The sequence below is a fragment of the Streptomyces sp. NPDC001339 genome, from assembly GCF_042895955.1.
Classification (GTDB): Bacteria; Actinomycetota; Actinomycetes; order Streptomycetales; family Streptomycetaceae; genus Streptomyces.
On the sequence record NZ_JBIAWT010000001.1, the window covers coordinates 505,488 to 530,549 of the forward strand.

At 70.1% G+C, this 25,062-nt stretch carries 21 protein-coding genes and 1 riboswitch; of the genes, 12 read left to right on the forward strand and 9 right to left on the reverse strand.

Going from position 1 to position 25,062, the window contains the following annotated elements; translation table 11 throughout:
- Nucleotides 1-333 precede the first annotated feature (333 nt).
- Entirely contained in the window at nucleotides 334-747 is a 414-nt protein-coding gene (locus ACFY12_RS02145; protein WP_030413515.1) for an anti-sigma regulatory factor, read from the forward strand.
- Nucleotides 748-790: 43 nt separating this feature from the next.
- Nucleotides 791-1,750 (forward strand): RNA polymerase sigma factor SigF, encoded by a 960-nt coding sequence (locus tag ACFY12_RS02150; protein ID WP_390714347.1) that lies wholly within the window; start codon nucleotides 791-793, stop codon nucleotides 1,748-1,750.
- Nucleotides 1,751-2,107: 357 nt separating this feature from the next.
- On the opposite strand, the gene ACFY12_RS02155 is transcribed toward ACFY12_RS02150, so the two are convergent.
- Nucleotides 2,108-2,578, reverse strand: a complete 471-nt coding sequence (locus ACFY12_RS02155) for a hypothetical protein (protein WP_390713773.1) — start codon at nucleotides 2,576-2,578, stop codon at nucleotides 2,108-2,110.
- Nucleotides 2,579-2,675: 97 nt separating this feature from the next.
- Here ACFY12_RS02155 and ACFY12_RS02160 point away from each other — a divergent pair, with 97 nt between their 5' ends.
- Both ACFY12_RS02160 and ACFY12_RS02165 read left to right on the forward strand, forming a co-directional pair.
- A complete protein-coding gene (locus ACFY12_RS02160; protein WP_390713774.1) occupies nucleotides 2,676-3,659 on the forward strand; it encodes a diacylglycerol/lipid kinase family protein in 984 nt (327 codons plus the stop codon).
- Nucleotides 3,660-3,981: 322 nt separating this feature from the next.
- Nucleotides 3,982-4,239, forward strand: a complete 258-nt coding sequence (locus tag ACFY12_RS02165; protein ID WP_003983230.1) for a WhiB family transcriptional regulator — start codon at nucleotides 3,982-3,984, stop codon at nucleotides 4,237-4,239.
- Nucleotides 4,240-4,485: 246 nt separating this feature from the next.
- Here the strand turns inward: ACFY12_RS02165 and ACFY12_RS02170 are convergent, their stop codons facing one another.
- Nucleotides 4,486-5,958, reverse strand: a complete 1,473-nt coding sequence (locus tag ACFY12_RS02170) for a sensor histidine kinase (RefSeq protein WP_390713775.1) — start codon at nucleotides 5,956-5,958, stop codon at nucleotides 4,486-4,488.
- A gap of 404 nt (nucleotides 5,959-6,362) precedes the next feature.
- Nucleotides 6,363-7,019 (reverse strand): TetR/AcrR family transcriptional regulator, encoded by a 657-nt coding sequence (locus tag ACFY12_RS02175; protein ID WP_390713776.1) that lies wholly within the window; start codon nucleotides 7,017-7,019, stop codon nucleotides 6,363-6,365.
- A 138-nt stretch (nucleotides 7,020-7,157) separates the two neighbouring features.
- Between ACFY12_RS02175 and ACFY12_RS02180 the strand changes: the two genes are divergently transcribed.
- Together ACFY12_RS02180 and nagB are read left to right on the forward strand one after the other, a co-directional pair.
- Nucleotides 7,158-7,931: an SDR family oxidoreductase gene (locus ACFY12_RS02180; RefSeq protein ID WP_390713777.1), complete on the forward strand. Its 774-nt coding sequence runs from the start codon at nucleotides 7,158-7,160 to the stop codon at nucleotides 7,929-7,931.
- 118 nt (nucleotides 7,932-8,049) lie between these two features.
- Nucleotides 8,050-8,832, forward strand: coding sequence for a glucosamine-6-phosphate deaminase (nagB, locus tag ACFY12_RS02185; protein WP_390713778.1), 783 nt, complete (start codon nucleotides 8,050-8,052; stop codon nucleotides 8,830-8,832).
- A 90-nt stretch (nucleotides 8,833-8,922) separates the two neighbouring features.
- On the opposite strand, the gene ACFY12_RS02190 is transcribed toward nagB, so the two are convergent.
- Genes ACFY12_RS02190 through ACFY12_RS02205 form a run of 4 tightly spaced genes read right to left on the reverse strand, consistent with a single transcriptional unit; the run spans nucleotide 8,923 to nucleotide 13,632 of the window.
- A complete protein-coding gene (locus ACFY12_RS02190; protein WP_390713779.1) occupies nucleotides 8,923-10,479 on the reverse strand; it encodes a glycoside hydrolase family 3 protein in 1,557 nt (518 codons plus the stop codon).
- A gap of 8 nt (nucleotides 10,480-10,487) precedes the next feature.
- Nucleotides 10,488-11,318, reverse strand: coding sequence for a carbohydrate ABC transporter permease (locus tag ACFY12_RS02195; protein WP_390713780.1), 831 nt, complete (start codon nucleotides 11,316-11,318; stop codon nucleotides 10,488-10,490).
- A complete protein-coding gene (locus ACFY12_RS02200; RefSeq protein ID WP_390713781.1) occupies nucleotides 11,315-12,316 on the reverse strand; it encodes a carbohydrate ABC transporter permease in 1,002 nt (333 codons plus the stop codon). The genes ACFY12_RS02195 and ACFY12_RS02200 overlap by 4 nt, the downstream gene beginning before the upstream one ends.
- 47 nt (nucleotides 12,317-12,363) lie before the next feature.
- Complete coding sequence (locus tag ACFY12_RS02205; RefSeq protein WP_390713782.1) at nucleotides 12,364-13,632, reverse strand: extracellular solute-binding protein; 1,269 nt, start codon at nucleotides 13,630-13,632, stop codon at nucleotides 12,364-12,366.
- A 244-nt stretch (nucleotides 13,633-13,876) separates the two neighbouring features.
- Between ACFY12_RS02205 and ACFY12_RS02210 the strand changes: the two genes are divergently transcribed.
- The 6 genes from ACFY12_RS02210 to ACFY12_RS02235 all read left to right on the forward strand — a co-directional run bounded on the left by ACFY12_RS02210 (nucleotide 13,877) and on the right by ACFY12_RS02235 (nucleotide 22,939).
- Entirely contained in the window at nucleotides 13,877-14,638 is a 762-nt protein-coding gene (locus ACFY12_RS02210; RefSeq protein WP_390714348.1) for a GntR family transcriptional regulator, read from the forward strand.
- A 300-nt stretch (nucleotides 14,639-14,938) separates the two neighbouring features.
- The gene (locus tag ACFY12_RS02215) at nucleotides 14,939-15,199 is read left to right on the forward strand and encodes a DUF3311 domain-containing protein (protein WP_390713783.1); all 261 of its coding nucleotides are present in this window, start codon (nucleotides 14,939-14,941) and stop codon (nucleotides 15,197-15,199) included.
- Nucleotides 15,200-15,231: 32 nt separating this feature from the next.
- A complete protein-coding gene (gene mctP, locus ACFY12_RS02220) occupies nucleotides 15,232-16,929 on the forward strand; it encodes a monocarboxylate uptake permease MctP (protein ID WP_390714349.1) in 1,698 nt (565 codons plus the stop codon).
- 161 nt (nucleotides 16,930-17,090) lie between these two features.
- Nucleotides 17,091-17,253: riboswitch (cobalamin riboswitch) on the forward strand.
- Between the two features lie 159 nt (nucleotides 17,254-17,412).
- Nucleotides 17,413-19,875: a ribonucleoside-diphosphate reductase subunit alpha gene (locus ACFY12_RS02225; RefSeq protein WP_390713784.1), complete on the forward strand. Its 2,463-nt coding sequence runs from the start codon at nucleotides 17,413-17,415 to the stop codon at nucleotides 19,873-19,875.
- Between the two features lie 2 nt (nucleotides 19,876-19,877).
- Nucleotides 19,878-20,933, forward strand: a complete 1,056-nt coding sequence (locus ACFY12_RS02230; protein WP_390713785.1) for a ribonucleotide-diphosphate reductase subunit beta — start codon at nucleotides 19,878-19,880, stop codon at nucleotides 20,931-20,933.
- 134 nt (nucleotides 20,934-21,067) lie between these two features.
- Complete coding sequence (locus ACFY12_RS02235; RefSeq protein ID WP_390713786.1) at nucleotides 21,068-22,939, forward strand: transglycosylase domain-containing protein; 1,872 nt, start codon at nucleotides 21,068-21,070, stop codon at nucleotides 22,937-22,939.
- A gap of 146 nt (nucleotides 22,940-23,085) precedes the next feature.
- On the opposite strand, the gene def is transcribed toward ACFY12_RS02235, so the two are convergent.
- Together def and ACFY12_RS02245 are read right to left on the reverse strand one after the other, a co-directional pair.
- The gene (def, locus tag ACFY12_RS02240; protein ID WP_390713787.1) at nucleotides 23,086-23,730 is read right to left on the reverse strand and encodes a peptide deformylase; all 645 of its coding nucleotides are present in this window, start codon (nucleotides 23,728-23,730) and stop codon (nucleotides 23,086-23,088) included.
- A 107-nt stretch (nucleotides 23,731-23,837) separates the two neighbouring features.
- Nucleotides 23,838-24,839 carry a tetratricopeptide repeat protein gene (locus ACFY12_RS02245; protein ID WP_390713788.1) on the reverse strand — a complete coding sequence of 334 codons (1,002 nt, stop codon included), beginning with the start codon at nucleotides 24,837-24,839 and terminating at the stop codon, nucleotides 23,838-23,840.
- Nucleotides 24,840-25,062 lie beyond the last annotated feature (223 nt).

Genomic DNA, 25,062 nt, shown 5'->3' on the forward strand with positions numbered 1-25,062 from the left:
ACAACCTCGCGGGCGCCTGGCGCGTCAACGGAGCGTAATCAGCCTCGAATTGGCGGCGCACACCCCTAGCCACTGTACGTACCCATAGTTTTACAATGAGTGACAGCGGTGGTGTCCGGCGACCGGAGGGCGAAGCGCCCCCCGGAGGAGGGTCGTGCTCTGTCCGGGCGACACCGGCCCACGGATCGCGATAGCGTCACAGCCGAACCATGTGCAGCGCCGAATCGTTCTCCTTTCACCCCGACAGGAGAAGGGACCGGCGTGAAACATCCCCCATAACGCGAATATCGCGCAATTACAGCTCAACCAGCTTGTGCCACCTTGGAGGTGAGGGTGTCCCAGATCGCAGGCGAGCCCGGGACTCAGGACTTCGTGGAAGTCCGTCTGCCCGCTGCGGGTGCCTACCTGTCTGTGCTGCGTACGGCCACGGCCGGGCTCGCAGCCCGCTTGGACTTCACCCTCGATGAGATCGAGGATCTGCGCATCGCGGTCGACGAGGCCTGCGCGATCCTGCTGCAACAGGCCGTCTCCGGCAGTGTGCTGAGCTGCGTCTTCCGCCTCATCGACGACGCACTGCAGGTGACCGTGTCCGCCCCGACGACCGACGGCCGCGCCCCGGAGCGGGACACCTTCGCCTGGACGGTGCTCTCCGCACTGGCCGGCAAGGTCGATTCCACTGTCGCCGAGGACCGGACGGTCACCATCAGTCTGTACAAGGAGCGCGGCGCCGGTCCCGGACCGTCATGACCGAACAGGGGGCCCCGTGAAAGATCTCGAACGCGGCGGGCGGATGGCGCCCAGTGCGACCATCCCCGAGCAGCACGCCCGGCGGCATCCGGTGGGCGTGGACGACCACGGCGGCCATTTGGACACGGCGGAGCAGGCAGAGCGGGCGGACCACATGGACCAGAGCGAGCAGCAGGGCCGGCCGGCGCAGCAGCACGACGCACCGGCTCCGGACAAGAGGCTGCAGGACCCACAGCACTCCCAGGAGCCGCCGGACCGCGGCGGCGCCCGGGCGATGTTCCACGAGCTGCGCAAGCTGCCCGAGGGCTCCCCGGAACGGGCCGAGCTGCGCAACACCCTCGTCCGTATGCACCTCCCGCTGGTCGAACATCTGGCCCGCCGCTTCCGCAACCGCGGCGAGCCCCTCGACGATCTGACCCAGGTCGCCACCATCGGACTGATCAAGTCGGTGGACCGCTTCGACCCGGAGCGCGGCGTGGAGTTCTCCACGTACGCCACCCCCACCGTCGTCGGCGAGATCAAGCGGCACTTCCGCGACAAGGGCTGGGCGGTCCGCGTACCGCGTCGTCTCCAGGAGCTGCGGCTGTCGCTGACGACGGCGACCGCGGAGCTCTCCCAGCGGCACGGCCGGGCGCCCACGGTCCATGAGCTGGCCGAGCATCTGTCGATCTCCGAGGAGGAGGTCCTGGAGGGCCTGGAGTCGGCCAACGCGTACAGCACGCTCTCCCTGGACGTCCCGGACACGGACGACGAGTCCCCGGCGGTCGCGGACACCCTCGGCGCCGAGGACGAGGCACTGGAGGGCGTGGAGTACCGCGAATCCCTCAAGCCCCTGCTGGAGGACCTCCCCCCACGCGAGAAGAAGATCCTGCTCCTGCGCTTCTTCGGCAACATGACCCAGTCGCAGATCGCCCAGGAGGTCGGCATCTCCCAGATGCACGTCTCCCGTCTCCTGGCCCGCACCCTGGCCCAACTACGCGACAAACTCCTCGTGGAGGAGTGACCCCAGGTCTCACGAACCCGCACCCCTCGGGCCTCACGAACCCGCACGGGCCTCACGAACCCGCACCCCTCGGGCCTCACGAACCCGCACGGGCCTCACGAACCCGCACCCCTCGGGCCTCACAGACGCGTGACCCACGGGCCTCACGAACGCATACCCCCAGGGCCTCGCGGACGCGTGAGGCCCGCGCTCGACCAGGCGGGAATATCCCCCCGCCCCACCCCGTTGTGGCCCCGCAGGGGGCCCTCGTGCCCCTTAGGGGATCTGTTCGACCCACCCTTACGGGACGTGTGCGCCTGCGCGACGTGCGCGTCCCGCTCCCACGGTGTCCACTCCCACGGTGTCCACCGTCCGCTCCTACGGGGTCTCCCGTGGCCCGATGCCCAGGGCTTCGGTGGCCGTCGGATTGACCAGCAGAACGAGCACGGTCAGTGCGGCCACCGCCAGTCCGGCGCCGGCGGCGATCAGCGCGCCGCCGCCCTTGACCAGCGTCCAGGCCACCGGCAGCGCCACGATCTGGGTGATCAGCGAGGGGCCCCGGCTCCAGCGGCGGCGCAGCCACAGCCCGCGCGCGGCCACCAAGGGCAGCACCGCGAGCGCCAGCACGGTCAGCCCGCCCGTCTCCGCCTGCTGCGGGCTGTCCGGTGAACCGACCAGCCCCATGATCAGCATGTACGCGCCGAGGGCGGCCAGCGCGAGCCCCTCGGCTCCGGTGACCGCCGCGGCGGCGCTCAGCCGGGCGGGGCGCGGCCCGATCGGCGCGGCCGGCGCGGCCGCGGCGGAGGTGGCCGCGGCGCTCTTGGCGGACTTCTTCTGCTGACTGCTCACCCCAGCAGGGTAGCGGTGGCGCCCCGGGGAGCGGGGGTGTGCCCCATAGGCGCACGGGGCGTGAAGGGCGGTACCAGCAAGTAGGTACGCTCTGCACATGCGCGCACTTCTCGTGGTCAATCCCGCAGCTACCACCACCAGTGCCCGCACCCGTGAAGTCCTGGCCCACGCCCTCGCCAGCGATCTCAAGCTGGAGGTCGCCGAGACCCGGTACCGCGGGCACGCCCGGGATCTGGCCCGGCAGGCCACCGAGGGCGGGGAGACCGAGCTGGTCGTGGCGCTCGGCGGTGACGGCACGGTCAACGAGATCGTCAACGGGCTGCTCGCCAACGGCCCCGATCCGGACTCGCACCCCCGGCTGGCGGTCGTCCCCGGCGGCTCCACCAATGTCTTCGCCCGCGCGCTGGGGCTGCCCAACGACGTCGTGGAGGCGACCGGTGCGCTCCTGGACGCGCTGCGGGACGGGAGTGAGCGGACCATCGGTCTGGGCCTGGCCGCGGGAACACCGGGCACCGAGGACGAGGGCGTACCGGAGCGCTGGTTCACCTTCTGCGCGGGCTTCGGCTTCGACGCCGGTGTCGTCGGCCGGGTCGAGCAGCAGCGGGAACGCGGCAAGCGTTCGACCCATGCCCTCTACATGCGACAGGTCGTACGGCAGTTCCTGGGCGAGGCGAACCGCCGGCGCGGGGTGATCACCCTCGAACGTCCGGGCGGTGACGACGGCGCTCCGGAGAGCGTCGAGAACCTCGCGATGGCCATAATCTGCAACACCGCACCCTGGTCCTACCTGGGCAATCGTCCGATCTACCCGTCACCGGAGGCCTCGTTCGACACCGGCCTCGACTTGTTCGCACTGAGCAAGCTCTCGCCGTCCGCGGTGGCCCGCTACGCCACCCAGCTGCTGACGTCGACGCCCGATCGCGGCCCCCACGGCAAGCACGCGCTGTCGCTTCACGACCTCACAAACTTCACCTTGCATTCGCAGGTTCCACTGCCCTTTCAGATGGACGGTGACCACCTGGGAGTGCGGACGAGTGTGACGTTCACAGGCGTTCGCCGTGCACTGCGTGTGATTGTGTGAGCAGTAGGGCCTAAAGTCCTTTCACTCGAACGTTTAGGCTGGTTCCCACCCCCTGGAATGACGGCTGTGACCGAGGCGACACCAAGGAATCAAAAAAAACTTTCCGGAAGGGGTTGTATCCGCAGCCGAGGTTTGCGAGTCTCTTCATGGCGATCGGGACGGCCGCTCTGACGGCCCTTCCTTGAGAGCCCGAATCCTCCTCCTCATTCCACGGGACCGCACCAGTTCGCAACTGGCGTTTGGGCCTTCCCTTGTGGAGGGATTCGTGAAAGCGTTCACATTCACAAGCAACGATCCCGTCACACGAGGAGATGGAGCAGCCATGGACTGGCGTCACCGCGCCGTTTGCCGCGAGGAAGACCCCGAGCTCTTCTTCCCTATCGGCAACACCGGTCCTGCGCTCCTGCAGATCGAGGAAGCCAAGGCCGTCTGCCGCCGCTGCCCCGTCATGGAGCAGTGCCTGCAGTGGGCGCTCGAGTCCGGCCAGGACTCCGGCGTCTGGGGTGGTCTGAGCGAGGACGAGCGCCGCGCCATGAAGCGCCGTGCAGCTCGCAACCGGGCGCGCAACGCCAGCGCCTGAGCCAGTCGCCGCCCCGTGGCCCCCGAGCCGCAGCGCGCAGTACCCCCGATGCACCATCGGCGCTGAGAAGCCCGGTCGTGATCGCATCGCGAGAGCTTTGAGCCCCGGACCGTACGGTCCGGGGCTTGTTGCTGTGCGCCGGGGCATGCGGTAGCCGTACGCCGGCCGGACGCGGCGCCCCGGATACCGGACGCTCCCGCCTCCGCCCCGGTACCGATGCTGTCTCGATGCCGCCTCGGGACGGTCTCAGTGCTGCTTCTCGGGCCGTACGGGCACGTCGAGCAGGACCTTGGTGCCGCGCCCGGGTGCCCGCACCATGTCGAACTGTCCGCCCAACTCCCCCTCCACCAGGGTGCGTACGATCTGTAGTCCCAGGTTTCCGGCGCGGTGCGGATCGAACCCCTCGGGCAGCCCCCGGCCGTTGTCCTGGACGGTGACCAGCAGCCGCGGTTCCTTACGGCTGCCGCCGCGCACCGCACCGACCTCGACGATGCCCTGCTCGGCCTGGTCGAAGGCGTGCTCCAGGGCGTTCTGCAGTACTTCGGTGAGGACCATCGACAGCGGTGTGGCCACCTCGGCGTCCAGGATGCCGAAGCGTCCGGTGCGGCGGGTGATCACCTTGCCGGGTGAGATCTCCGCGACCATGGCCAGCACCCGGTCGGCGATGTCGTCGAACTCGACCCGTTCGTCGAGGTTCTGGGACAGCGTCTCGTGCACGATGGCGATCGAACCGACCCTGCGTACCGCCTCGTTGAGAGCTTCGCGGCCCTGTTCGGAATCCATCCGGCGGGACTGCAGCCGCAGCAGCGCGGCAACCGTCTGCAGATTGTTCTTCACCCGGTGGTGGATCTCCCGGATGGTGGCGTCCTTGGTGATCAGTTCCCGCTCGCGGCGGCGCAGTTCGGTCACATCGCGCAGCAGCACCAGCGAACCGATGTGCGTGCCCTTCGGTTTGAGCGGAATGGCGCGCAGCTGGATCACGCCGTCGTTGCCCTCGACCTCGAACTCCCGGGGAGCCCAGCCACTGGCGAGCTTGACCAGGGCCTCGTCCACCGGGCCGCGGGCGGGGGCCAGTTCGGCGGTGGTCTGGCCCAGGTGGTGGCCCACCAGGTCGGCGGCGAGGCCGAGCCGGTGGTAGGCGGAGAGCGCGTTGGGGCTGGCGTACTGGACGACGCCGTCCGCGTCGAGCCGGATCAGTCCGTCGCCGGCGCGCGGTGAGGCATCCATGTCGACCTGTTGACCGGGGAACGGAAACGTTCCGGCAGCGATCATCTGGGCGAGGTCGGAGGCGCTCTGGAGGTAGGTGAGCTCCAGCCGGCTGGGGGTGCGCACGGTCAGCAGATTGGTGTTGCGGGCGATCACCCCGAGCACCCGGCCGTCCCGGCGTACCGGGATGGACTCGACGCGTACCGGTACTTCCTCTCGCCACTCGGGGTCGCCCTCGCGTACGATGCGGCCCTCATCCAAGGCGGAGTCCAGCATCGGACGGCGCCCCCGGGGGACGAGATGGCCCACCATGTCGTCCTGGTAGGAGGTGGGGCCCGTATTGGGCCGCATCTGGGCGACCGAGACGTAACGGGTGCCATCGAGGGTGGGGACCCACAGCACGAGATCGGCGAAGGACAGGTCGGAGAGCAGCTGCCACTCCGAGACCAGCAGGTGGAGCCACTCGAGGTCGGAGTCGCTCAGAGCGGTGTGCTGGCGTACGAGATCGTTCATGGAGGGCACATCTTGGAGCCTACCGGCGTACGGTGTCCGTGGTGCGGGTCCGCCTTGTGCCCGCATAACCATGGACAACCACAAATGGTCTAGTCCACAATTCAGCAAAGGCCTCCGCTCTCCCCGCACAGGAGAGTGGAACGAGGCCCGAGGCGCTCTCTGCCCTGACTGCGCCGAGGCCTCCGATCGACCGGCCCCAGGACGGGGCGGCGGGCCCCTGCCGCACAGGGGGACGCTCTCCCGCCCGTACGGCGGGGCCGGCCGATGTCAGCTCCGGGCTGCGGTGCCGGACGGGTTGAGGGTCCCGTCCCGGCGCCGCGGCCCGCGGGTGTTTCCGGCCCGGTTCCAGGAGTTCGTGGGATTCACGGGGGTTCACGGGGCGGGGGCGCGCGACGGCGGCCCTGCTACGGAGCCGGGCGCGCGGCGGCGGGGGCCTCCGGCCGGACCGCCGGCCGCTCGGGCCAGGCCTTCAGCGCCAGTTCGGCGATGGCCTCCAAGGACGACCGCTCGGCGCCGTCCCGTGCCTGCTGGGACATCCCCTGGATGACCGCGCCCACGTAGTCGGCCAGCGCGGTGGCGTCCGCATCGGCGGGGAGTTCACCGGCGGCGATATCCGCGCGGACGGCGCTCTCGATCTCGCCGATGTTCGATCGCCTCATCTCCCGCAGGGATGCGGCGACTTCGGCGGATCCGGGTGAGATGTTCAGGGCAGCGCTGATCACGAGGCAGCCGCGCGGGCGGCCGGGGATCGTGTACTCGACCGCGGCCTCGCGCAGCGCCCGTTCGACACCGCGGCGGGCGGTCGGCTCCTCGGCCACGGCGCGCGAGATGAACCCGCCATAGTGCCGCCCGTACTCGGCCACGACCTCGTCGAACAGTGCCCGCTTGTCGCCGAAGGCGGCGTAGAGGCTGGGGGCGCTGATGCCCATGGCCCGGGTGAGGTCGGCGATCGAGGTGGATTCGTAGCCCTGCTCCCAGAAGGACCGGACCGCCTGTTCCAGCGCCGTCTCCCGGTCGAAGGACCGGGGCCGGCCGCGCTGCTTCGTTTCCTTGGACGCCATGGGAGGAATTTTATAGCGGTCGGTACGGAAGGCGTGCTACGGTTTTTCTGTAGCGAGCACTAAAGAAATGGCTCGCCGAGTGAGGGCTGCGCTCCCGCGGAAGCGCGCGGGCGTACGAACAAGGGGAGGGGCATCGCCATGGGTGCACTCAGCGGCAGGACGGCACTGGTGACGGGCGGCGGCCGGGGTATCGGCCGGGCGATCTCGGAGCGACTCGGGAGGGACGGCGCACGGGTCGCCGTGCATTACGGCCGGGACGAGACCGCGGCCAAGGAGACGGTCGACACGATCGAGGCCGCGGGCGGCCAGGCCTTCGCGATCAAGGCCGAGCTGGGGGTGCCGGGGGACGCCGAGGCCCTGTGGGCGGCGTTCGACGAGCAGGCCGAGGGGCTGGACATCCTGGTCAACAACGCCGGGATCAATACGGCGCTGGACGGGACGCTCAAGGGCATCGGCGAGGTGACGGCGGAGGATTTCGACCGCCTCTTCGCGGTCAACACCAAGGCGCCGTTCTTCATCGTCCAGCAGGGGCTGACCCGGCTGCGGGACGGCGGGCGGATCATCAATGTCTCGACGGGGCTGACGCGTGGCGGCGCCAGGCCCGATCTGATCGCCTATGCCATGACCAAGGGCGCGGTCGACGTCTTCACCTCGACCCTGGCCAAGGACCTGGGCCCACGGGGGATAACGGTGAACGCGGTGGCACCGGGCGTGGTGGACACCGATATGAACGCCGACCGGCTGCGGGGTGCGGCCAATGCCGAGGGGCGGCGGGCGGCCGGTGCGATGTCACCGCTGGGGCGGTTGGCGGACGCGACGGACGTGGGTGACGTCGTCGGCTTCCTGGCGTCGGACGACAGCCGGTGGGTGACGGGCCAGTGGATCGATACGACGGGAGGTGCCCTGCTCTGACGCCCTGCCCGCGCCGCCGGGACCGCCCACACCACCGGGACCGGGGGTCCGCCCTCTGATAGATTGGTCTATACCACATGACCGCATAGGACCACTCTCCAGAACGGCAGGCCAAAGCGTGGAAGTTGTCATCGTTCCGGACGCCACGGCAGGCGGCGAGCTGATCGCGGAGGCAATCGCCACCCTGGTGCGCCGCAAGCCCGACGCGCTGCTCGGTGTGGCCACCGGATCGACCCCGTTGCCCATCTACAAGGCGCTGGCGGCGAAAGTCCGGGACGGTGCGGTGGACGCCTCGCGGGCCCGTATCTGTCAGCTCGACGAGTATGTCGGCCTGCCGGCCGGGCACCCCGAGTCCTACCGTTCGGTGGTGCTGCGCGAGGTGGTCGAGCCGCTCGGTCTCGACGAGGACGCGTTCATGGGTCCCGACGGCACGGCGGAGGACGTCCAGGCCGCCTGCGAGGCGTACGACCGTGCGCTGAGCGAGGCCGGCGGGGTGGACCTCCAGCTGCTCGGTATCGGCACCGACGGGCACATCGGGTTCAACGAGCCCTGCTCGTCGCTGGCTTCCCGTACCCGTATCAAGACGCTGACCCGGCAGACCCGGGAGGACAACGCCCGGTTCTTCGACAGCCTCGACGAGGTTCCGCACCACGTCATCACCCAGGGCATCGGCACCATCCTGGAGGCCCGCCACCTGGTGCTGCTCGCCACCGGTGAGGGCAAGGGGGACGCCGTGGCCCAAGCCGTCGAGGGCCCGGTGGCCGCGCTGGTCCCGGCGTCGGCGCTCCAGCTCCACCCGCACGCCACGGTGGTCGTCGACGCGGCCGCGGCCTCCAAGCTGAAGCTCGCCGACTACTTCCGCGCCACCTACGCCGCGAAGCCGGACTGGCAGGGTCTCTGAGCCCCGCGGGGCGCCCCGGCCACGGCGTATCCGGGACCGGTGCATCCCGGACTGGTGTATCCGGGACTGGTGCATCCGGGATCGGCGGGCTCACCCCGCGCGGGACGGGGTCCGGGTGGTGAGGGCCTCGGCTGCGGCCTGGCCGCAGACGCGGGCGGCGCCGTGGGTGGCGATGTGGAGGGCGCCCTGGGGCGGGGACTGGGGGACGCCCATCTCGACGACGGCGGTGCCCGGGCGGGCGGCGAGCAGGGTGCGCAGGGCGTCGGCCATCCAGGGGTGGCGGTGGACGTCACGGACGACGGCGACGATCCGGCGGTCGCCGGCCGCGGTGAGCAGGCCGTCGACCAGGGAGCCGGTACCGGTGGCGGAGGCGGCCGGGTAGGTGGCGGTCGCTGTGCCGGGGACGAGGCGGGAGAGTTCGGCGGCGACGCCCCAGGGGGTCTCGTCACCGACCGCGATGTTGGCGAGGGGGGTGAAGGCGGCGACGTACGCGGGGGTGGTGAGCGGCTCGTAAGGACGGTCGCCGACGGTGACGCGGAGGGCGCGCCGGGCGGCGGTGAGGCCGATACCGGGGACGGGCGCGGCCCCCTCCCCCGCGCCCGCGCCCCGGGTCCAGCGGGCCAGGGCACGTACCCGTGCCGCGGCGTCGGCGAGCCGCTCCTCGGGCAGTTCGCCGGTGCGCACCGCCCGTACCAGGGCGTCGCGGAGGCGCAGGACGGTGGTCTCGTCGGCGAGTCCGCCGCCCACGCAGATGGCGTCGGCGCCGGCCGCGATGGCCAGGACGCTGCCGTGCTCGATGCCGTAGGCGGCGGAGATGGCCCGCATCTCCATTCCGTCGGTGACGATCAGCCCGTCGAAGCCGAGCCCGCCCTCGGTGGCGGGGGTGCGCAGCAGACCGTGCAGCGCGGCGGGGCTGAGAGTGGCCGGGTGGTCGCCGTCCAGGGCGGGCAGCAGGATGTGCGCGCTCATCACGGCCCGGGTGCCGGCCGCGACGGCGGCGCGGAACGGCACCAGTTCGCGCTCCTGGAGGGTGGCCAGGTCGGCGGTGATCCGGGGCAGGTCGTGGTGGGAGTCGACGGCGGTGTCGCCGTGCCCGGGGAAGTGCTTGGTGCAGGCGGCGACGCCGGCGGACTGCAGGCCCTCGACATAGGCGGCGGTGTGCCGGGCGACCAGGTGCGGGTCGGCGCCGAAGGAGCGGACGCCGATGACCGGGTTGGCGGGGTTGGAGTTGACATCGGCGGAGGGCGCCCAGTTGAGGTTGATCCCGCAGTCGGCCAGCCGGCGGCCGAGTTCCCGGGCGACCTGGCGGGTGAGCGTGGTGTCGTCGACGGCGCCCAGGGCGTGGTTGCCGGGGAAGGAGGAGCCACCGCGTACTTCGAGGCGGGTCACGTCACCGCCCTCCTCGTCGATGGCGACCAGGACGTCCTCGCGTTCCCTCCGCAACTGCCCGGTGAGTGCGGCGAGTTGTTCCGGGTCGTGGACATTGCGGCCGAAGAGGCCGACGGCGGACAGGCCCTCCCCGAGCCGGCGGCGCAGCCAGTCCGGGGCGGTGGTGCCGGTGAAACCGGGCTGCAGGACGGCGAGCGCGTCGCGGGTGAGGGTGTCGGCGGGGCGTACCGAGTGGGCGGAGCCTGTGAGAGGAGTCATGGACTGCGTTATCCCTTCACTGCGCCGGAGGTGAGACCGCCGACCGCCTTGCGTTGCAGGAACAGGAAGAGGACCAGGATCGGGACGGCGAAGATCGAGGCGGCGGCCATGGTGGCGCCCCAGTCGTCGCCGAACTGGCTCTGGAATTTCGAGAGCCACAGCGGCAGGGTGCCCATGGCGGGTTCCTTGTTGAGGACCAGTACCAGCGGGAATTCGTTCCAGGCGGTGATGAAGCCGAAGAGGGAGGTGGCCATCAGGCCGGGTGCCAGCAGCGGGAAGACCACCTTGAGGAAGGCCTGGCGGCGCGAGCAGCCGTCGACCATCGCGGACTCCTCCAGCTCCTTGGGCACCGCGGCGACATAGCCCCGGAGTGTCAGCAGCGTGAAGGGCAGCACCATCACGGTGTAGAAGGCGGTGAGCGGCAGCAGGCTGTTGAGCAGGTCGGCGTCCCGGACGATCAGGTAGACCGAGATCACCATCACCTCCCAGGGCGCCATCTGGGCGACCATGAAGGTCAGCAGGATGCCCCGGCGCCCCTTGAACCGCATCCGGGTGACGGCGAACGCCCCGCAGAGCGCGATGACCAGCGACAGGCCGACGGCGACCACGGTCACGACGACCGAGTTGCCGGCCAGGGTCCAGAAGTCGGGAGCCCGTACCGCCGTCACGAAGTGCTCGACGGTGCCGTGGAAGGGGAACCACACCGGGTCTTCGCTGATGATCTCCCGGGTCGGCTTGAAGGCCGTGTTGAACATCCAGTAGACGGGGAAGACGAAGCCGAGGGCGAGTACGGCCGCCGCGGCGTTGGGCCAGATGCGGCCGGCGAGCGAGCGCTTCACAGCGCGTCCTCCTGTTCCTCCCGCGCTTCCTGCCGGAGCGTCAGGCGCAGGTAGTACGCGGTCATGGCCAGCAGCACCAGGATCGTCAGCAGCGAGATCGCGGCGCCCATCCCGAAGTGCAGGTTGCCGACGCCCTCGGTGAAGGCGTAGATCGGCAGCGTCTCGGTGAGCCGGTCCGGGCCGCCCTCGTTGATCGCGAAGATCTGCGGGAACGCCTTGAAGACCCAGATGACTTCCAGGAACGTCGTGGCGAGGAAGAACGGCTTGAGGAACGGGAAGGTGACGGCGGTGAAGATCTTCCAGGTGCCGGCACCGTCCATCCGGGCCGCCTCGTAGAGCTCCTGGGGGATGGTCGTGGTGGCCGCGTAGAGGTTGAGCGCCACGAACGGCAGGGACTGCCAGACGATCAGTACGGTGATGACGAAGAAGGTCGACAGCTGGGTGCCGACCCAGTCGTAGTGGGCCATGGCGTGCCAGCCGAGCCGGTCCAGCACCCAGTTGACGACGCCGTAGCGGGAGTCGAAGAGCCACTGGAAGACGGTGGTGGCGGCGATATGCGGCATGGCCCAGGCCAGCACCAGCGCGAGGGACAGCGTGAGGCGCATCTTGCTGCCGAGCCGGGCCAGCAGCAGCCCGATCAGCACGCCGAGGACCATGATCAGGGTGACGTTGACCGCGGTGAAGACGAGGGTGCGGAGGGTGACCCGCCAGAACTGCTCACTGCCCAGGATCTCCTGGTAGTTGCCGAGCCCGCGCCAGTCGGTGAGGCGCTGGATCAGCTCCTTCATATTGAGGTTCTGGAAGGAGAGCACCACGTTGCGGACCATGGGCCAGCCCAGGAAGGCCGCGGTGGCGAGCAGGGCCGGCAGCAGCAGGAGGTAGGGCACGCCACTGGCGCCCGGCCGGGCGCGCCTGCCGCCGCGGGCGGGCGGTGCGCCTCCTCCCCCGTCGTGATGCGGCGCGGTCCGCTCCGCCGCGCCGTCGAGCTGCACTGCCATGGGCCCTGCTCCCCCTCGTTGCCGTCCGGTTTCCCCGCATCCGGGAATTACTGCTTGGCGAGCCGCGCGTTGATCTCGGATTCGATGTCCTTGGCGGCGTCGGCCGGGGACATACCGTTCAGCACGGCGGTCATGTAGTTCTTGATGGGGTTCGGTACGTTCTCCACCGCGGCCCACTGCGGAATCAGCGGAGTGGTGCCACCGGACTTCAGTGCCGCGGGGGCGGCGGCCGCGGCGGCCGGATTCTCCTTGGCGGCATCGGCCAGAGCCGGGGACTTCGGGGTCCAGCCGGCCTCCTTGACCATCTGCGCGTCGTTCTCCTTGGACAGGGCGATCTTCAGGAATTCCTTGGCGAGTTCCTGCTTCTTGCCCATACCGGCGACGGCGAAGTTGGACCCGCCGAGGAATACGCCCTCGGGCTTGTCCGCGGTCTCCCCCGGAATGGTGAAGAAGCCGATGTCGTCCTTGATATCCGGGTTGGCCTTGACGGCGGTGACCGCCTCGTAGCCCATGCCGATAATGGCGCCGGTCTTCCCCTTGGCGAAGATGTCGGCCTGCTGCGGGGTGGCCTCGTCCTTGTTCTTCGGGGCGGTGCTGAAGGCCTGGTACTGCCGGTAGACGTCCATGGCCCGGGAGACCTTGGGGTCGCCGAGGTTGGAGACCCACTTACCGCCCTGTTTCTTCACCAGGTCGGCGCCGGTGCCGATGGTCAGGCCGTCGAGGAAGTACCAGTTCTGGCCGGGGAGGTACAGCGGCTCGGCGTCGGTCTTCTGCTTGATGGCGTCGAAGGCCCGGAAGAGCTCGGCGCGGGTCCTGGGAGTTCCCTTGAGGCCGGCCCGCGCCCAGATCTTCTTGTTGTACATCACCACGCGGTTGCCCGCGAACCACGGCAGCGCGTACTGCGTACCGTCCACCACCGAGGCCTTGTTGAAGGCGTCGTTCCAGTCGGCGCCGATCTCCTTCTTCAGATCGCCGAGATCGACGAGGGCGCCGGCCTTGGCGTAGGCGGCGGTCTGGGTGTTTCCGATTTCCACCACGTCCGGCGGGGTGTCCTCGGAGAGCGCGGTGCTCAGCTTCTGCTGAATTCCGTTCCACTGCTGGATCTTGAAGTCGGCAGTGGCTCCGGTCTTCTTCTTGAACTGTTCGGATACCCGCTTGGTCCATTCCGGCGGATTGGACCCGTCCATCACCCAAACGGTCAGCTTCTGGCCCTTGAAGCCATCCGCGCCCGCTTCGTTCCCGTCGCTGGACCCACAGGCAGCGACACTCACCAGCATTCCCGCGACCACCGTCGCCGCTATGAGCCCACGCTTCATCGCGCTCTCCCCTAAAGGCCGGGTGTGGTCTTTAATGGTTTAGACCAGTTCCCGCAGCTTGGCCTAGACCTTTTGGGGTGTCAAGGGTGTATAAGAGTCGCTGTCAGGTCCGTTACCGGACCGACATCTGGCACGCCGGGACCCTCGAAGGAGAACGGAGCGCCCACCCGTGCCACGATGTGAGCCGCTATGTACGGAGGAGCAGCCGGTGACGGCAGCACGACAGGAGCCGGAGAGGCGGGTCATGGAAACCGACGGGGGCAGCGCCGAGAGCGAGGGCGGCACGCGGACCACCCGCGTGCCCAAGTACTACCGTCTCAAACGGCACTTGCTGGAGATCACCGAGACCCTCCCGCCCGGCACCCCCGTCCCGCCCGAGCGCACCCTCGCCGCGGACTTCGACACCTCGCGCACGACGGTGCGGCAGGCCCTTCAGGAGCTGGTCGTCGAAGGCCGCCTGGAGCGCATCCAGGGCAAGGGCACCTTTGTGGCCAAGCCCAAGGTCTCCCAGGCCCTGCAACTGACCTCGTACACCGAGGACATGCGGGCCCAGGGCCTGGAGCCGACGTCCCAGCTGCTGGACATCGGCTATGTCACCGCCGACGACCGGCTGGCCGGGCTGCTGGACATCGCGCCCGGCGGCCGGGTGCTGCGCATCGAACGGCTGCGGCTGGCCAGCGGTGAGCCGATGGCGATCGAGATCACCCATCTGTCCGCCAAGCGCTTTCCCGCGCTGCGCCGCAACCTCGTCAAGTACACCTCGCTCTACACCGCACTGGCCGAGGTCTACGACGTCCGCCTCGCGGAGGCCGAGGAGACCATCGAGACCTCGCTCGCCACCCCGCGCGAAGCCGGCCTGCTGGGCACCGACGTCGGCCTGCCGATGCTGATGCTCTCCCGGCACTCGCTCGACGCCCAGGGTCAGCCCGTGGAATGGGTGCGCTCGGTCTACCGCGGCGACCGCTACAAGTTCGTGGCGCGGCTGCGGCGGCCTGCGGCGGACTGAACGAGGGTCAGCACGGACCCGGCTGGGGGTCCGGGGGTCACCCCCCGGGAAAGCACAGCGTGGCGCGGCTGCGGCGGCCTGCGGCGGACTGAGGCCGCGGCCCCGTCCCACGGCGGTGTGACATCGCCAACGGCAGCGTGACGTCCGGAGCATGCGGCCCTCCGGACCACGCCGCCCGCTGTGCGTATACGGCGTACCGATATGCGGACAGCTAGTGACGGGTACCTCGGCCCTGTCCTAGATTTCCAGCCGATCGCACAGGAGATCACCAGGGCCAACGCCACGGACGGAGCCGCGCTGATGCCAGAACCAGTCGAACCGCCGACCAGCAGACAGATCGTCACCCCGACCCGGATAGTCGCCGGTTTGTGCCTGCTCGCCCCGTTCATCGCCATACTGTGGGTGAGTTCGTACGCCAGGGTCGAGCCGAAGCTCATCGGGATCCCGTTCTTCTACTGGTACCAGATGCTGTGGGTGCTGATCTCGACCGCGCTGACGGCGGTGGCGTACAAGCTCGTCCAGCGTGAGCAGCGCGCCCGCAAGGGCGGTGCGTCCCAGTGATCCTCAGCGCTCCCGTGACCCTCAGCGCTCCAGTGCCCTTCAGCGGCCCCACATCGGGCGGACCGGGCACCCCGGCCACGCTCGCCGCCTCCGCCACCCAGGGCGTCAACGGCACAGCCCTCGCCGTCTTCGTCTTCTTCTTCCTGGCCGTGACGGTCATGGGCTTCCTGGCCGCCCGCTGGCGCAAGGCCGAGCAGTCGGACAGCCTCGACGAATGGGGCCTGGGCGGGCGCAGCTTCGGCACCTGGATCACCTGGTTCCTGCTCGGCGGCGACCTCTACACGGCGTACACCTTCGTGGCCGTCCCAGCGGCGATCTACGCGGCCGGCGCGGCCGGCTTCTTTGCCGTCCCCTACACGATCCTCGTCTATCCGCTGATCTTCACCTTCCTCCCCCGCCTCTGGTCGGTCTCGCACAAGCACGGCTACGTCACCACCTCCGACTTCGTGCGCGGACGCTTCGGTTCCAAGGGCCTGTCACTGGCCGTGGCGCTCACCGGCATCCTCGCCACGATGCCGTACATCGCGCTCCAACTGGTCGGCATCCAGGCCGTACTGGACGTGATGGGCATCGGCGGCGGCGAGCACACCAACTGGTTCGTCAAGGACCTGCCGCTGCTGATCGGGTTCGCGGTGCTGGCCGCCTACACCTACTCCTCCGGCCTGCGCGCCCCCGCGCTGATCGCCTTCGTCAAGGACGGCCTGATCTACCTCGTCATCATCGTGGCGATCGTCTATATCCCCATCAAACTGGGCGGGTTCGACGCGATCTTCGACGCGGCGGGCAAGGCGCTCGCCCAGCCCGGCGCCGTCCCCGGCAAACCCCGCGGCGAGCTGGTCAGCGGCCCCAACGCCCAGTGGGCGTACGCGACGCTGGGGCTCGGCTCGGCCCTCGCCCTCTTCATGTATCCGCACTCCATCACCGCCACGCTCTCCTCTCGCAACCGCAACGTCATCCGTCGCAACACCACGATCCTGCCGCTCTATTCCCTGCTGCTGGGCTTCCTGGCGCTGCTCGGCTTCATGGCCGTCAAGGCCGGTACGGACATCCAGGGCAATCCGCAACTGGCCATCCCGCAGCTGTTCGAGGACATGTTCCCCAGCTGGTTCGCCGGTGTCGCGTTCGCCGCGATCGGCGTCGGCGCCCTGGTGCCGGCGGCCATCATGTCGATCGCCGCGGCCAACCTCTTCACCCGCAACGTCTACAAGGACTTCCTCAGACGGGACGCCACGCCCGAGCAGGAACACAAGGTCGCCAAGCTGGTCTCCCTGCTGGTCAAGGTCGGCGCCCTGGTCTTCGTCCTCACCATGGACAAAACCGTCGCGATCAACTTCCAGCTGCTGGGCGGGATCTGGATCCTGCAGACCCTGCCGGCCCTGGTCGGCGGCCTGTTCACCCGCTGGTTCCACCGGTGGGCGCTGCTCGCCGGCTGGGCGGCCGGCATGCTCTACGGCACCCTCGCGGCCTACGGCGTCGCCAGCCCGACCCAGAAGCACTTCGGCGGGTCGTCCGCCGAGATCCCCGGCATCGGTGAGATCGGCTACATCGGCCTGACCGCCTTCGTGCTGAACGTCGTGGTGACGGTCGTCCTCACACTCGTCCTGAAGGCGGTCAAGGCCCCCGACGGCATCGACGAGACCAGCCCCGCCGACTACACGGCGGACGCCGGCGACGAGAGTGTCTCCGCCGGCCTGCCACCGGCGACGGCGGGCGCACCGAGCGGACACTGAGCCACCGGCAGATTCACGGCCACGGGCCGTCGCGTCCTCCGGGCGTGGCGGCCCGTTCGCCTGCCCGGCCGCGGCGCGCAGCCGTGGCGCGGCCGGGGCGAGACCACTGACAGGCACCGTGCGATCACTCACAACACACTAGATGTGGGGGTGCACGCGATGAGCCACCACCACATGTATGCTCGTCCTCGCTGTCGTCGCAGGGGAATCCGGTGGGAGTCCGGAACTGTCCCGCAACGGTGTAGGCGGCGCGCCAGTGGCCCGATGCCGGCCCGGTCGCGCGCCCGTGAAGTCCGAGGACCTGCCGACGGTATGTCCGCGTCGCCATCGGCGCGGATGTCGATACGTCCGGGTCCCGAGGGTTGGGCCGGTGGACGCCGCGCGGTGTGCCCGCGCACCCCTGACCATGACGGGGTGCGGTATGCCCGCGTGCGCCCGTCGCGCCCGCCCCTCCAGGCCCCCGCCGAGTGAGGGAGACATCACGTGACCATCGCGCCAACGGAGCCCGCGTCAGACGCCGAGGCCGCGCCGCCTGCGGTGACCACGCCTGCCACCCCCGCCGACGGTGTACGGGCCGAGGACGGGCCGGGTGTCGCCCTGCTGCGCACCCTGACCCGGCTGACCGAGGACCTCACCGCGACCGACCCCGGCAAGGTGGCCGCCGCCGCCCTCCGCGGCCGGCACCCGGGTTCCGACGAGGCCGAGCTGCGGTCGCTGGCCATCGACGCCGCGGCCGGGCTGATCGGTGACGAGCCGCAGTACTCCCGGCTCGCCGCGCGCCTGCTCACCCTCGCGATCTCGGAGGAGGCGGCCGGACAGGGGGCGGTCGCCTTCTCCGCCTCCGTTGAGGTCGGCCACCGCGAGGGGCTGATCGCCGACGAGACGGCGGAGTTCGTCCGCGCGCACGCGGAGCGGCTGGACGCGCTGGTCGACGGCGCGCTCGCGGAAGGAGCCGACGACCGCTTCGGCTACTTCGGGCTGCGCACCCTGCACTCCCGCTACCTGCTGCGCCACCCCACCACCCGCCAGGTCATCGAGACGCCCCAGCACTTCCTGCTGCGGGTAGCCTGCGGACTGGCAGAGGACCGTTCCGCCAGGGCCCTCGCGGACGTCGCCGAGCTGTACCGCCTCACCAGCTCGCTGTCCTACCTCCCCTCCTCCCCCACCCTCTTCAACTCCGGCACCCGCCACCCGCAGATGTCGTCGTGCTATCTGCTGGACTCGCCGCTGGACGAGCTGGACTCCATCTACGACCGGTACCACCAGGTGGCCCGGCTCTCCAAGCACGCCGGCGGCATCGGCCTCTCGTACTCCCGCATCCGCGCCCGCGGTTCGCTGATCCGCGGGACGAACGGGCACTCCAACGGCATCGTGCCGTTCCTGCGCACGCTGGACGCCTCGGTCGCGGCGGTGAACCAGGGCGGCCGGCGCAAGGGCGCCGCCTGCGTCTACCTGGAGACCTGGCACGCGGACATCGAGGAGTTCCTGGAGCTGCGCGACAACACCGGTGAGGAGGCGCGCCGTACGCACAACCTGAACATCGCGCACTGGATCCCGGACGAGTTCATGCGCCGCGTGGAGACGGACGCCGAGTGGTCGCTGTTCTCCCCGGCGGACGCCCCGGAGCTGGTGGACCTGTGGGGCGAGGAGTTCGACGCCGCCTACCGCAGGGCCGAGGCCGACGGCCGGGCCGTCAAGACCATCCCGGCGCGGGTCCTGTACGCCCGGATGATGCGCACCCTGGCACAGACCGGCAACGGCTGGATGACCTTCAAGGACGCCGCCAACCGCACCGCCAACCAGACCGCCGAGCCCGGATCGGTCGTGCACTCCTCCAACCTGTGCACCGAGATCCTGGAGGTCACCGACGACGGCGAGACGGCCGTCTGCAACCTGGGGTCGGTCAACCTCGCCGAGCACCTCGCCGCGGACGCCGGCACCGGCACCGGCACCGGCACCGGGGACGAGGTGATGGACTGGGAGAAGCTGGACGCCACCGTCCGCACCGCCGTCACCTTCCTCGACCGCGTCGTGGACATCAACTTCTACCCGACCGAGCAGGCGGGTGCCTCCAACTCCCGCTGGCGCCCGGTGGGTCTGGGCCTGATGGGCCTCCAGGACGTGTTCTTCCGGCTGCGGCTGCCCTTCGACTCGCCCGAGGCGCGGGAGCTGTCCACCCGGATCTCCGAGCGGATCATGCTCGCCGCGTACGAGGCCTCCGCCGACCTCGCCGAGCGGCACGGCCCGCACCCGGCCTGGTCCGCGACCCGCACCGCCCGCGGTGTGCTGCACCCGGACCACTACCCGAACGCCGAGCCCCGCTGGGCGGACCGCTGGGCGGCGCTGCGCGCCCGTATCGCCACGACCGGGATGCGCAACTCCCTGCTGCTGGCGATCGCCCCGACCGCGACCATCGCCTCCATCGCCGGTGTGTACGAGTGCATCGAGCCGCAGGTCTCCAACCTGTTCAAGCGGGAGACCCTGTCCGGTGAGTTCCTCCAGGTCAACACCTATCTGGTGGAAGACCTCAAGGCGCACGGGCTGTGGGACGCGCGGACCCGTGACGCGCTGCGCGAGGCCAACGGCTCGGTGCAGGAGGTCGGCTGGATCCCCGAGGAGATCCGGGCGCTGTACCGCACCGCCTGGGAGATCCCGCAGCGTGCCCTGATCGACATGGCCGCGGCCCGTACCCCGTTCCTCGACCAGAGCCAGTCGCTGAACCTCTTCATGGCCTCGCCGACCATCGGCAAGCTCAGCTCGATGTACGCCTACGCCTGGAAGCGCGGCATCAAGACCACGTACTACCTGCGCTCCCGTCCGGCGACCCGGATCGCCCAGTCCGCCCGCGGCACCACCGCCGCGGCCACCGTCCCCCAGCAGGCGGCCGACCCCGAGGCCGTCGCCTGCTCCCTGGAAAACCCCGAGTCCTGCGAGGCATGCCAGTAATCATGACTACCGCACCCGAGAAGAACGCGGCGGCCGCCCACACCGCCACCACCGGCACGAAGAACCTCCTCGACCCGGGCTTCGAGCTGACCCTGCGCCCCATGCGGTACCCGGACTTCTACGACCGCTACCGCGACGCGATCAAGAACACCTGGACCGTAGAGGAGGTCGACCTCCACTCGGACGTCGCCGACCTCGCCAAGCTCTCCCCCGGTGAGCAGCACCTCATCGGCCGCCTGGTGGCCTTCTTCGCCACCGGCGACTCGATCGTGGCGAACAACCTGGTCCTGACCCTCTACAAGCACATCAACTCCCCCGAGGCGCGGCTGTACCTGAGCCGTCAGCTGTTCGAGGAGGCGGTGCACGTCCAGTTCTATCTGACGCTGCTGGACACCTACCTCCCCGACCCGGACGACCGCGCGGCCGCCTTCGCCGCGGTGGAGAACATCCCGTCCATCCGGGAGAAGGCCCAGTTCTGCTTCAAGTGGATGGACTCGGTCGAGAGCATCGACCGGCTGGAGACCAAGGCCGACCGCCGGCGCTTCCTGCTCAACCTCATCTGCTTCGCCGCCTGCATCGAGGGCCTGTTCTTCTACGGTGCCTTCGCATACGTCTACTGGTTCCGCTCGCGCGGTCTGCTGCACGGGCTCGCCACGGGCACCAACTGGGTGTTCCGCGACGAATCCATGCATATGGACTTCGCGTTCTCGGTGGTGGACACGGTCCGCGAGGAGGAGCCCGACCTCTTCGACGACAAGCTGGAGCAGCAGGTCACCGAGATGCTCCAGGAGGCCGTCGAGGCGGAGCTCCAGTTCGGCCGCGACCTGTGCGGTGAGGGCCTGCCGGGTATGAACACCGAGTCGATGCGCGAGTACCTCCAGTGCGTCGCCGACCAGCGGCTGCAGCGGCTCGGCTTCGCGCCCGTCTACGGCTCGGAGAACCCGTTCTCCTTCATGGAGCTGCAGAACGTCCAGGAGCTGACCAACTTCTTCGAGCGCCGGGCCTCCGCCTACCAGGTCGCGGTCGAGGGCTCGGTCTCCTTCGACGACGAGTTCTAGAACTCCCGGACCGGCGACGCCCCTTCGCCCCTGCAACCCTTCGGCCCGTTGGCACTCCGGCCCGGGCACCCCGCCATTGTGAGCGTTGTGTTACCTCGGCAACCGGGACGCAGGCCCACCGCATCTCAGTGAGCATGCAAGGCACGAAGGGGCGTCGTCGCCGGTACATCGACTATCCGCGCAAGGGACGAGAGGGCCCGCGCCGCTGGCTGCCGTCATGGCGGCTGTGGCTCGGCACCCTCTCGTTCTGCGTGCTCTGCCTGGCGGGGCTGTTCGCCGTCGTCTACGCGAAGATCGACATTCCGAACGAGAACGCGCTGGCCGGCAAGGAAGCCACCGTCTACTACTGGGCGGACGGCAGCCAGATGGTCAGCGTGGGAGACGTCAACCGGCAGAACGTCACGCTCGACAAGGTGCCCGACTCCGTCGAGGAATCCGTGATCGCGGCGGAGAACGCCACCTTCTACGACGATTCCGGCGTCTCCCTCCAGGGCCTGGCCCGCGCGGTGGTCAATATGCTCTCCGGCGAGGAGGCCCAGGGCGGCTCCACCATCACCCAGCAGTATGTGAAGAACACCTATCTCTCGCAGGACCAGACGGTGACCCGTAAGGTGCGGGAATTCATCATCGCGCTGAAGGTGAGCAACCAGAAGTCCAAGCGGGAGATTCTCCGCGGATACCTCAACACCAGCTGGTTCGGCCGAGGTTCGTACGGAATCCAGGCCGCCGCCCACGCGTACTACGGCATCGACGCCAAGGACCTCAATCCCAGTCAGGGTGCGCTGCTGGCCGCCCTGCTGAAGGGGGCCGAACAGTACGACCCCGGGCTGAGCGAGGCCAACCATGAACGGGCCGTGGAACGCTGGAAGTGGATTCTCGACCGGCGGGTCGCCACCGGCACGCTGAGCAAGGAAGAACGCGCCGGATACACCGAGTTCCCGGAGCCCCGGGCGCCGTCGAAGCCCACCAGCCAGGCCGGCCAGACCGGCTACCTCATCGGTGTGGCCAACAAGTTCGTCCGAGCGGCCACCGGACTGACCGACAAGGACCTGGCCCAGGGCGGCTACCGCGTCCACACCACCTTCGACAGAGAGCTCACCCGCCGCCTGGAAACGGCGGTCAAGGACGTCCGCCGGAAGAGCCTCGACCCGCGGCAGCGCGCCGCCGACCAGCACGTGGAGTTCGGCGCCGCCTCCGTACGGCCCGGGGACGGCGCGATCGTCGCGCTCTACGGCGGCGAGGACGCCACCCGGCACTTCACCAACAACGCGGACACCACGGCGGTCCCGGCCGGCTCCGCCTTCAAACCGTTCGTCCTGGCGGCCGCGCTCCAGCAGCGGGCCGACCGGACCGAGGACGGCACCGAGGCGGCCGATATGCCCTCGACGGACCAGGAGCGCCGGCTCGCAGCGCTGCGCGAAGCCCTGCTGAAGGCCGAGAACCCGCCGTTCGTGCAGGCCGGGCAGCGGATCGGGCTGGAGCGGATCAAGGAGCTGGTGGTGGCCGCGGGGCTGCACGAGGGCAGCCTGGCGCGCCTGGAGCAGACCTTCCCGCTGGGCACCTCCGCGCCCAGCGCGATCCGGCTGGCGAGCGCCTACACCACCTTCGTCAACGGCGGGCTGCACGCCGACCCGTACGCGGTGTCCAGGCTGACCCACGACGGCGAGGAGGTCGGCGGCTTCGGCCGCGCCGAACCCGAGCAGGTCCTCGACTCCGATGTCGCCCAGGAGGTGGCGGCGACCCTGGAGGCACTGGGCTGGCGGAGCCTGGGGCTGCCCGGCGGCCGGCCGGTCGTGGCGGGCCGCAGCGAGCCGGGCGACCGGATGAAGTCGGCGTGGTTCATCGGTACGGACCGGGCGGACGAGCCGACCACGGCCGTCACCCTCTTCCGCAACCGGCCCGGGGCGCCCGAGCTGCTGCCCCTGCAGGGCGTCGGCGGCGACGAGAAGGCGCTGGGCACCGCCCTCCCGGCACAGATCTGGAGCGCGTACCAGCGGGCGGCCTAGGCCCGGCCCAGGTCCTGTCCACAGGGGCGAACGGCGCGCGGGGCGTCCCGTACCGACAGCCGGTACCGGACGCCCCGCGCGCCGAGCATGGACCTCAGTCGCCGGCCTGAGTCGCCGGCCTCAGCCGCTGACCTCAGCCGCTGACCTCAGTCGTTGGCGACGACCGGGTAGCGCGGCTCCCGCTCGGCCATCTGCTTCAGCACGTCCTTGCGGTCCCGCTTGCTGAGCCGGTCGATGTAGAGGTAGCCGTAGAGGTGGTCGGTCTCGTGCTGGAGACAGCGCGCGAAGTAGCCGGTGCCCTGGACGACGACCGGCTCGCCCTTGGCGTCCTGGCCGCGCACCACGGCGTAGTCGGGCCGGGCCAGGTCGGCGTACGCGCCCGGCACGGACAGGCAGCCCTCGCCGGAGTCGTCCAGCACCCGGCGGTCTGCGGGCAGCTCGTCCAGCACCGGGTTGCAGATCGCGCCGACGTGCCGGACGCCCTGGTCGTCCATGCAGTCGTAGACGAAGACCTTCAGGTCCACACCGATCTGGTTGGCGGCGAGGCCCACGCCCTCGGCGGTGCGCTGGCTGGCGAACATGTCGTCGATCAGCTGGGCGAGCTCGTCACCGAACTCGGTGACGTCCTGGCACTCCTTGTGGAGCACCGGATTGCCGACGACCGTGATCGGCCGCGAGGTGCCGCGCTCCCGGTGGGCCGCCTCCCGCTCCGCCGCGTCCGTGACGTCGTCGAGGAACTCCTCGTCCACCCGCTGGTCACCCTCTTGATCAAACACCGGCTGCTGGGCCATCTCCGCCGTACGCCTTCCTCACAAAACCCTGATGCGCCTCACAAGCCTGATGAGGCTCATAACCCTGATTGAGTCCCATACAGCCTACGGGGGGTGCGCGAGGCGGCTCAGCAGACCTCTTCGAGATCGCGCCATTCCCGGGTGTCCGGGCTGTCCGCGACCCAGCCGTCCAGCAGCCCGCGGACCAGGCCGGACGGCGCCGCGATACCGCACTCGCGCTCCGGCACCCACAGGGAGCCCGAGCCCGCGGTGCGGTGGCCCAGCGGGCCGGGGTGGCCCGGCTCACTGTGATCGTGCGGGTCCAGGTGCTCGCCGTCGCCCTCGTCGCTGGGCATCCGGCTCTCCGAGCAGGTGCGGCACAGCAGCCGCACGGAGGACGACCAGTCCTCGGCGGCGAAACCGGCGTCGGCCGCCAGCCGCTCCAGGGCGTCCCGGTCGGCCTCCGTGGCGGCCTCCAGCAGCACCACCCAGGTGGGGACCGGGGAGGGCGCCCACAGCTCGATCTCGTCGAAGACCGGATACGCCCTGGTGGCACCGCCGGCACCGGCGGCCGTGGTGCGCTCACCGTGCGGGACACCGTCGTGCAGCACCACCTCACCCCAGCGCCGCCCCGAGGACGGCAGCGGGATGGAGAGCACCTCGATACGGGCCGGGTCCAGCCGGCGGCCCCAGACCACCTCGGCCTCGCCCTCCGGGGAGAGCCGGACGGCGGCGCTGCCCAGGGCCATGCCGAGCGGTTCGCCGGACGGGGAGCCCTCGCCGGGGACCTTCAGGCCGTACGCCTGCCAGGCGCGACGGGCCAGCGGCCAGTCCTGCAGGGCGGTGGCGGCGATCCCGACGTTCCACCAGTCGGGCGCCCCGGTCTCACGGTCCAGCAGCGCGACCGCGCGCAGCCCGGCGGCCCGCGCCTGCTCCCAGTCGTGCCGGAACTTGTGCAGCAGAGCGAGGTTGAACCAGGACTCCGACAGCCACGGCTCCAGGTCCGCGGCGCGGGTCAGCAGCGCGCCCGCGTCCTCGTAACGGCCGTCGCCGATCAGCGTGAAAGCGCGGTCGGTCGCCTGCCGCCACGAGGCGGAGGGCCGGTGCCGTACCTTGCCGAAGATCCTCACGATTCCCGCCTGCTGGTTGCTCTCGATGCCGCCCCGGTGGTGCCCCGAGCGGCGCCCGGGCCCTATTTGGGGGCCCACTCGACAACCTGCCACAGATTGCCGTCGAGCTCAGCCTGGTTTGCTGCGCCCCCGGCGGCCCGTCGCTCTTCGCCGACCCCCTGAATCCCCCTGCGAGGGGCTTCCTTCGCATCCAACCATGCCCCTCTCGCGGGGCGCTCATTAC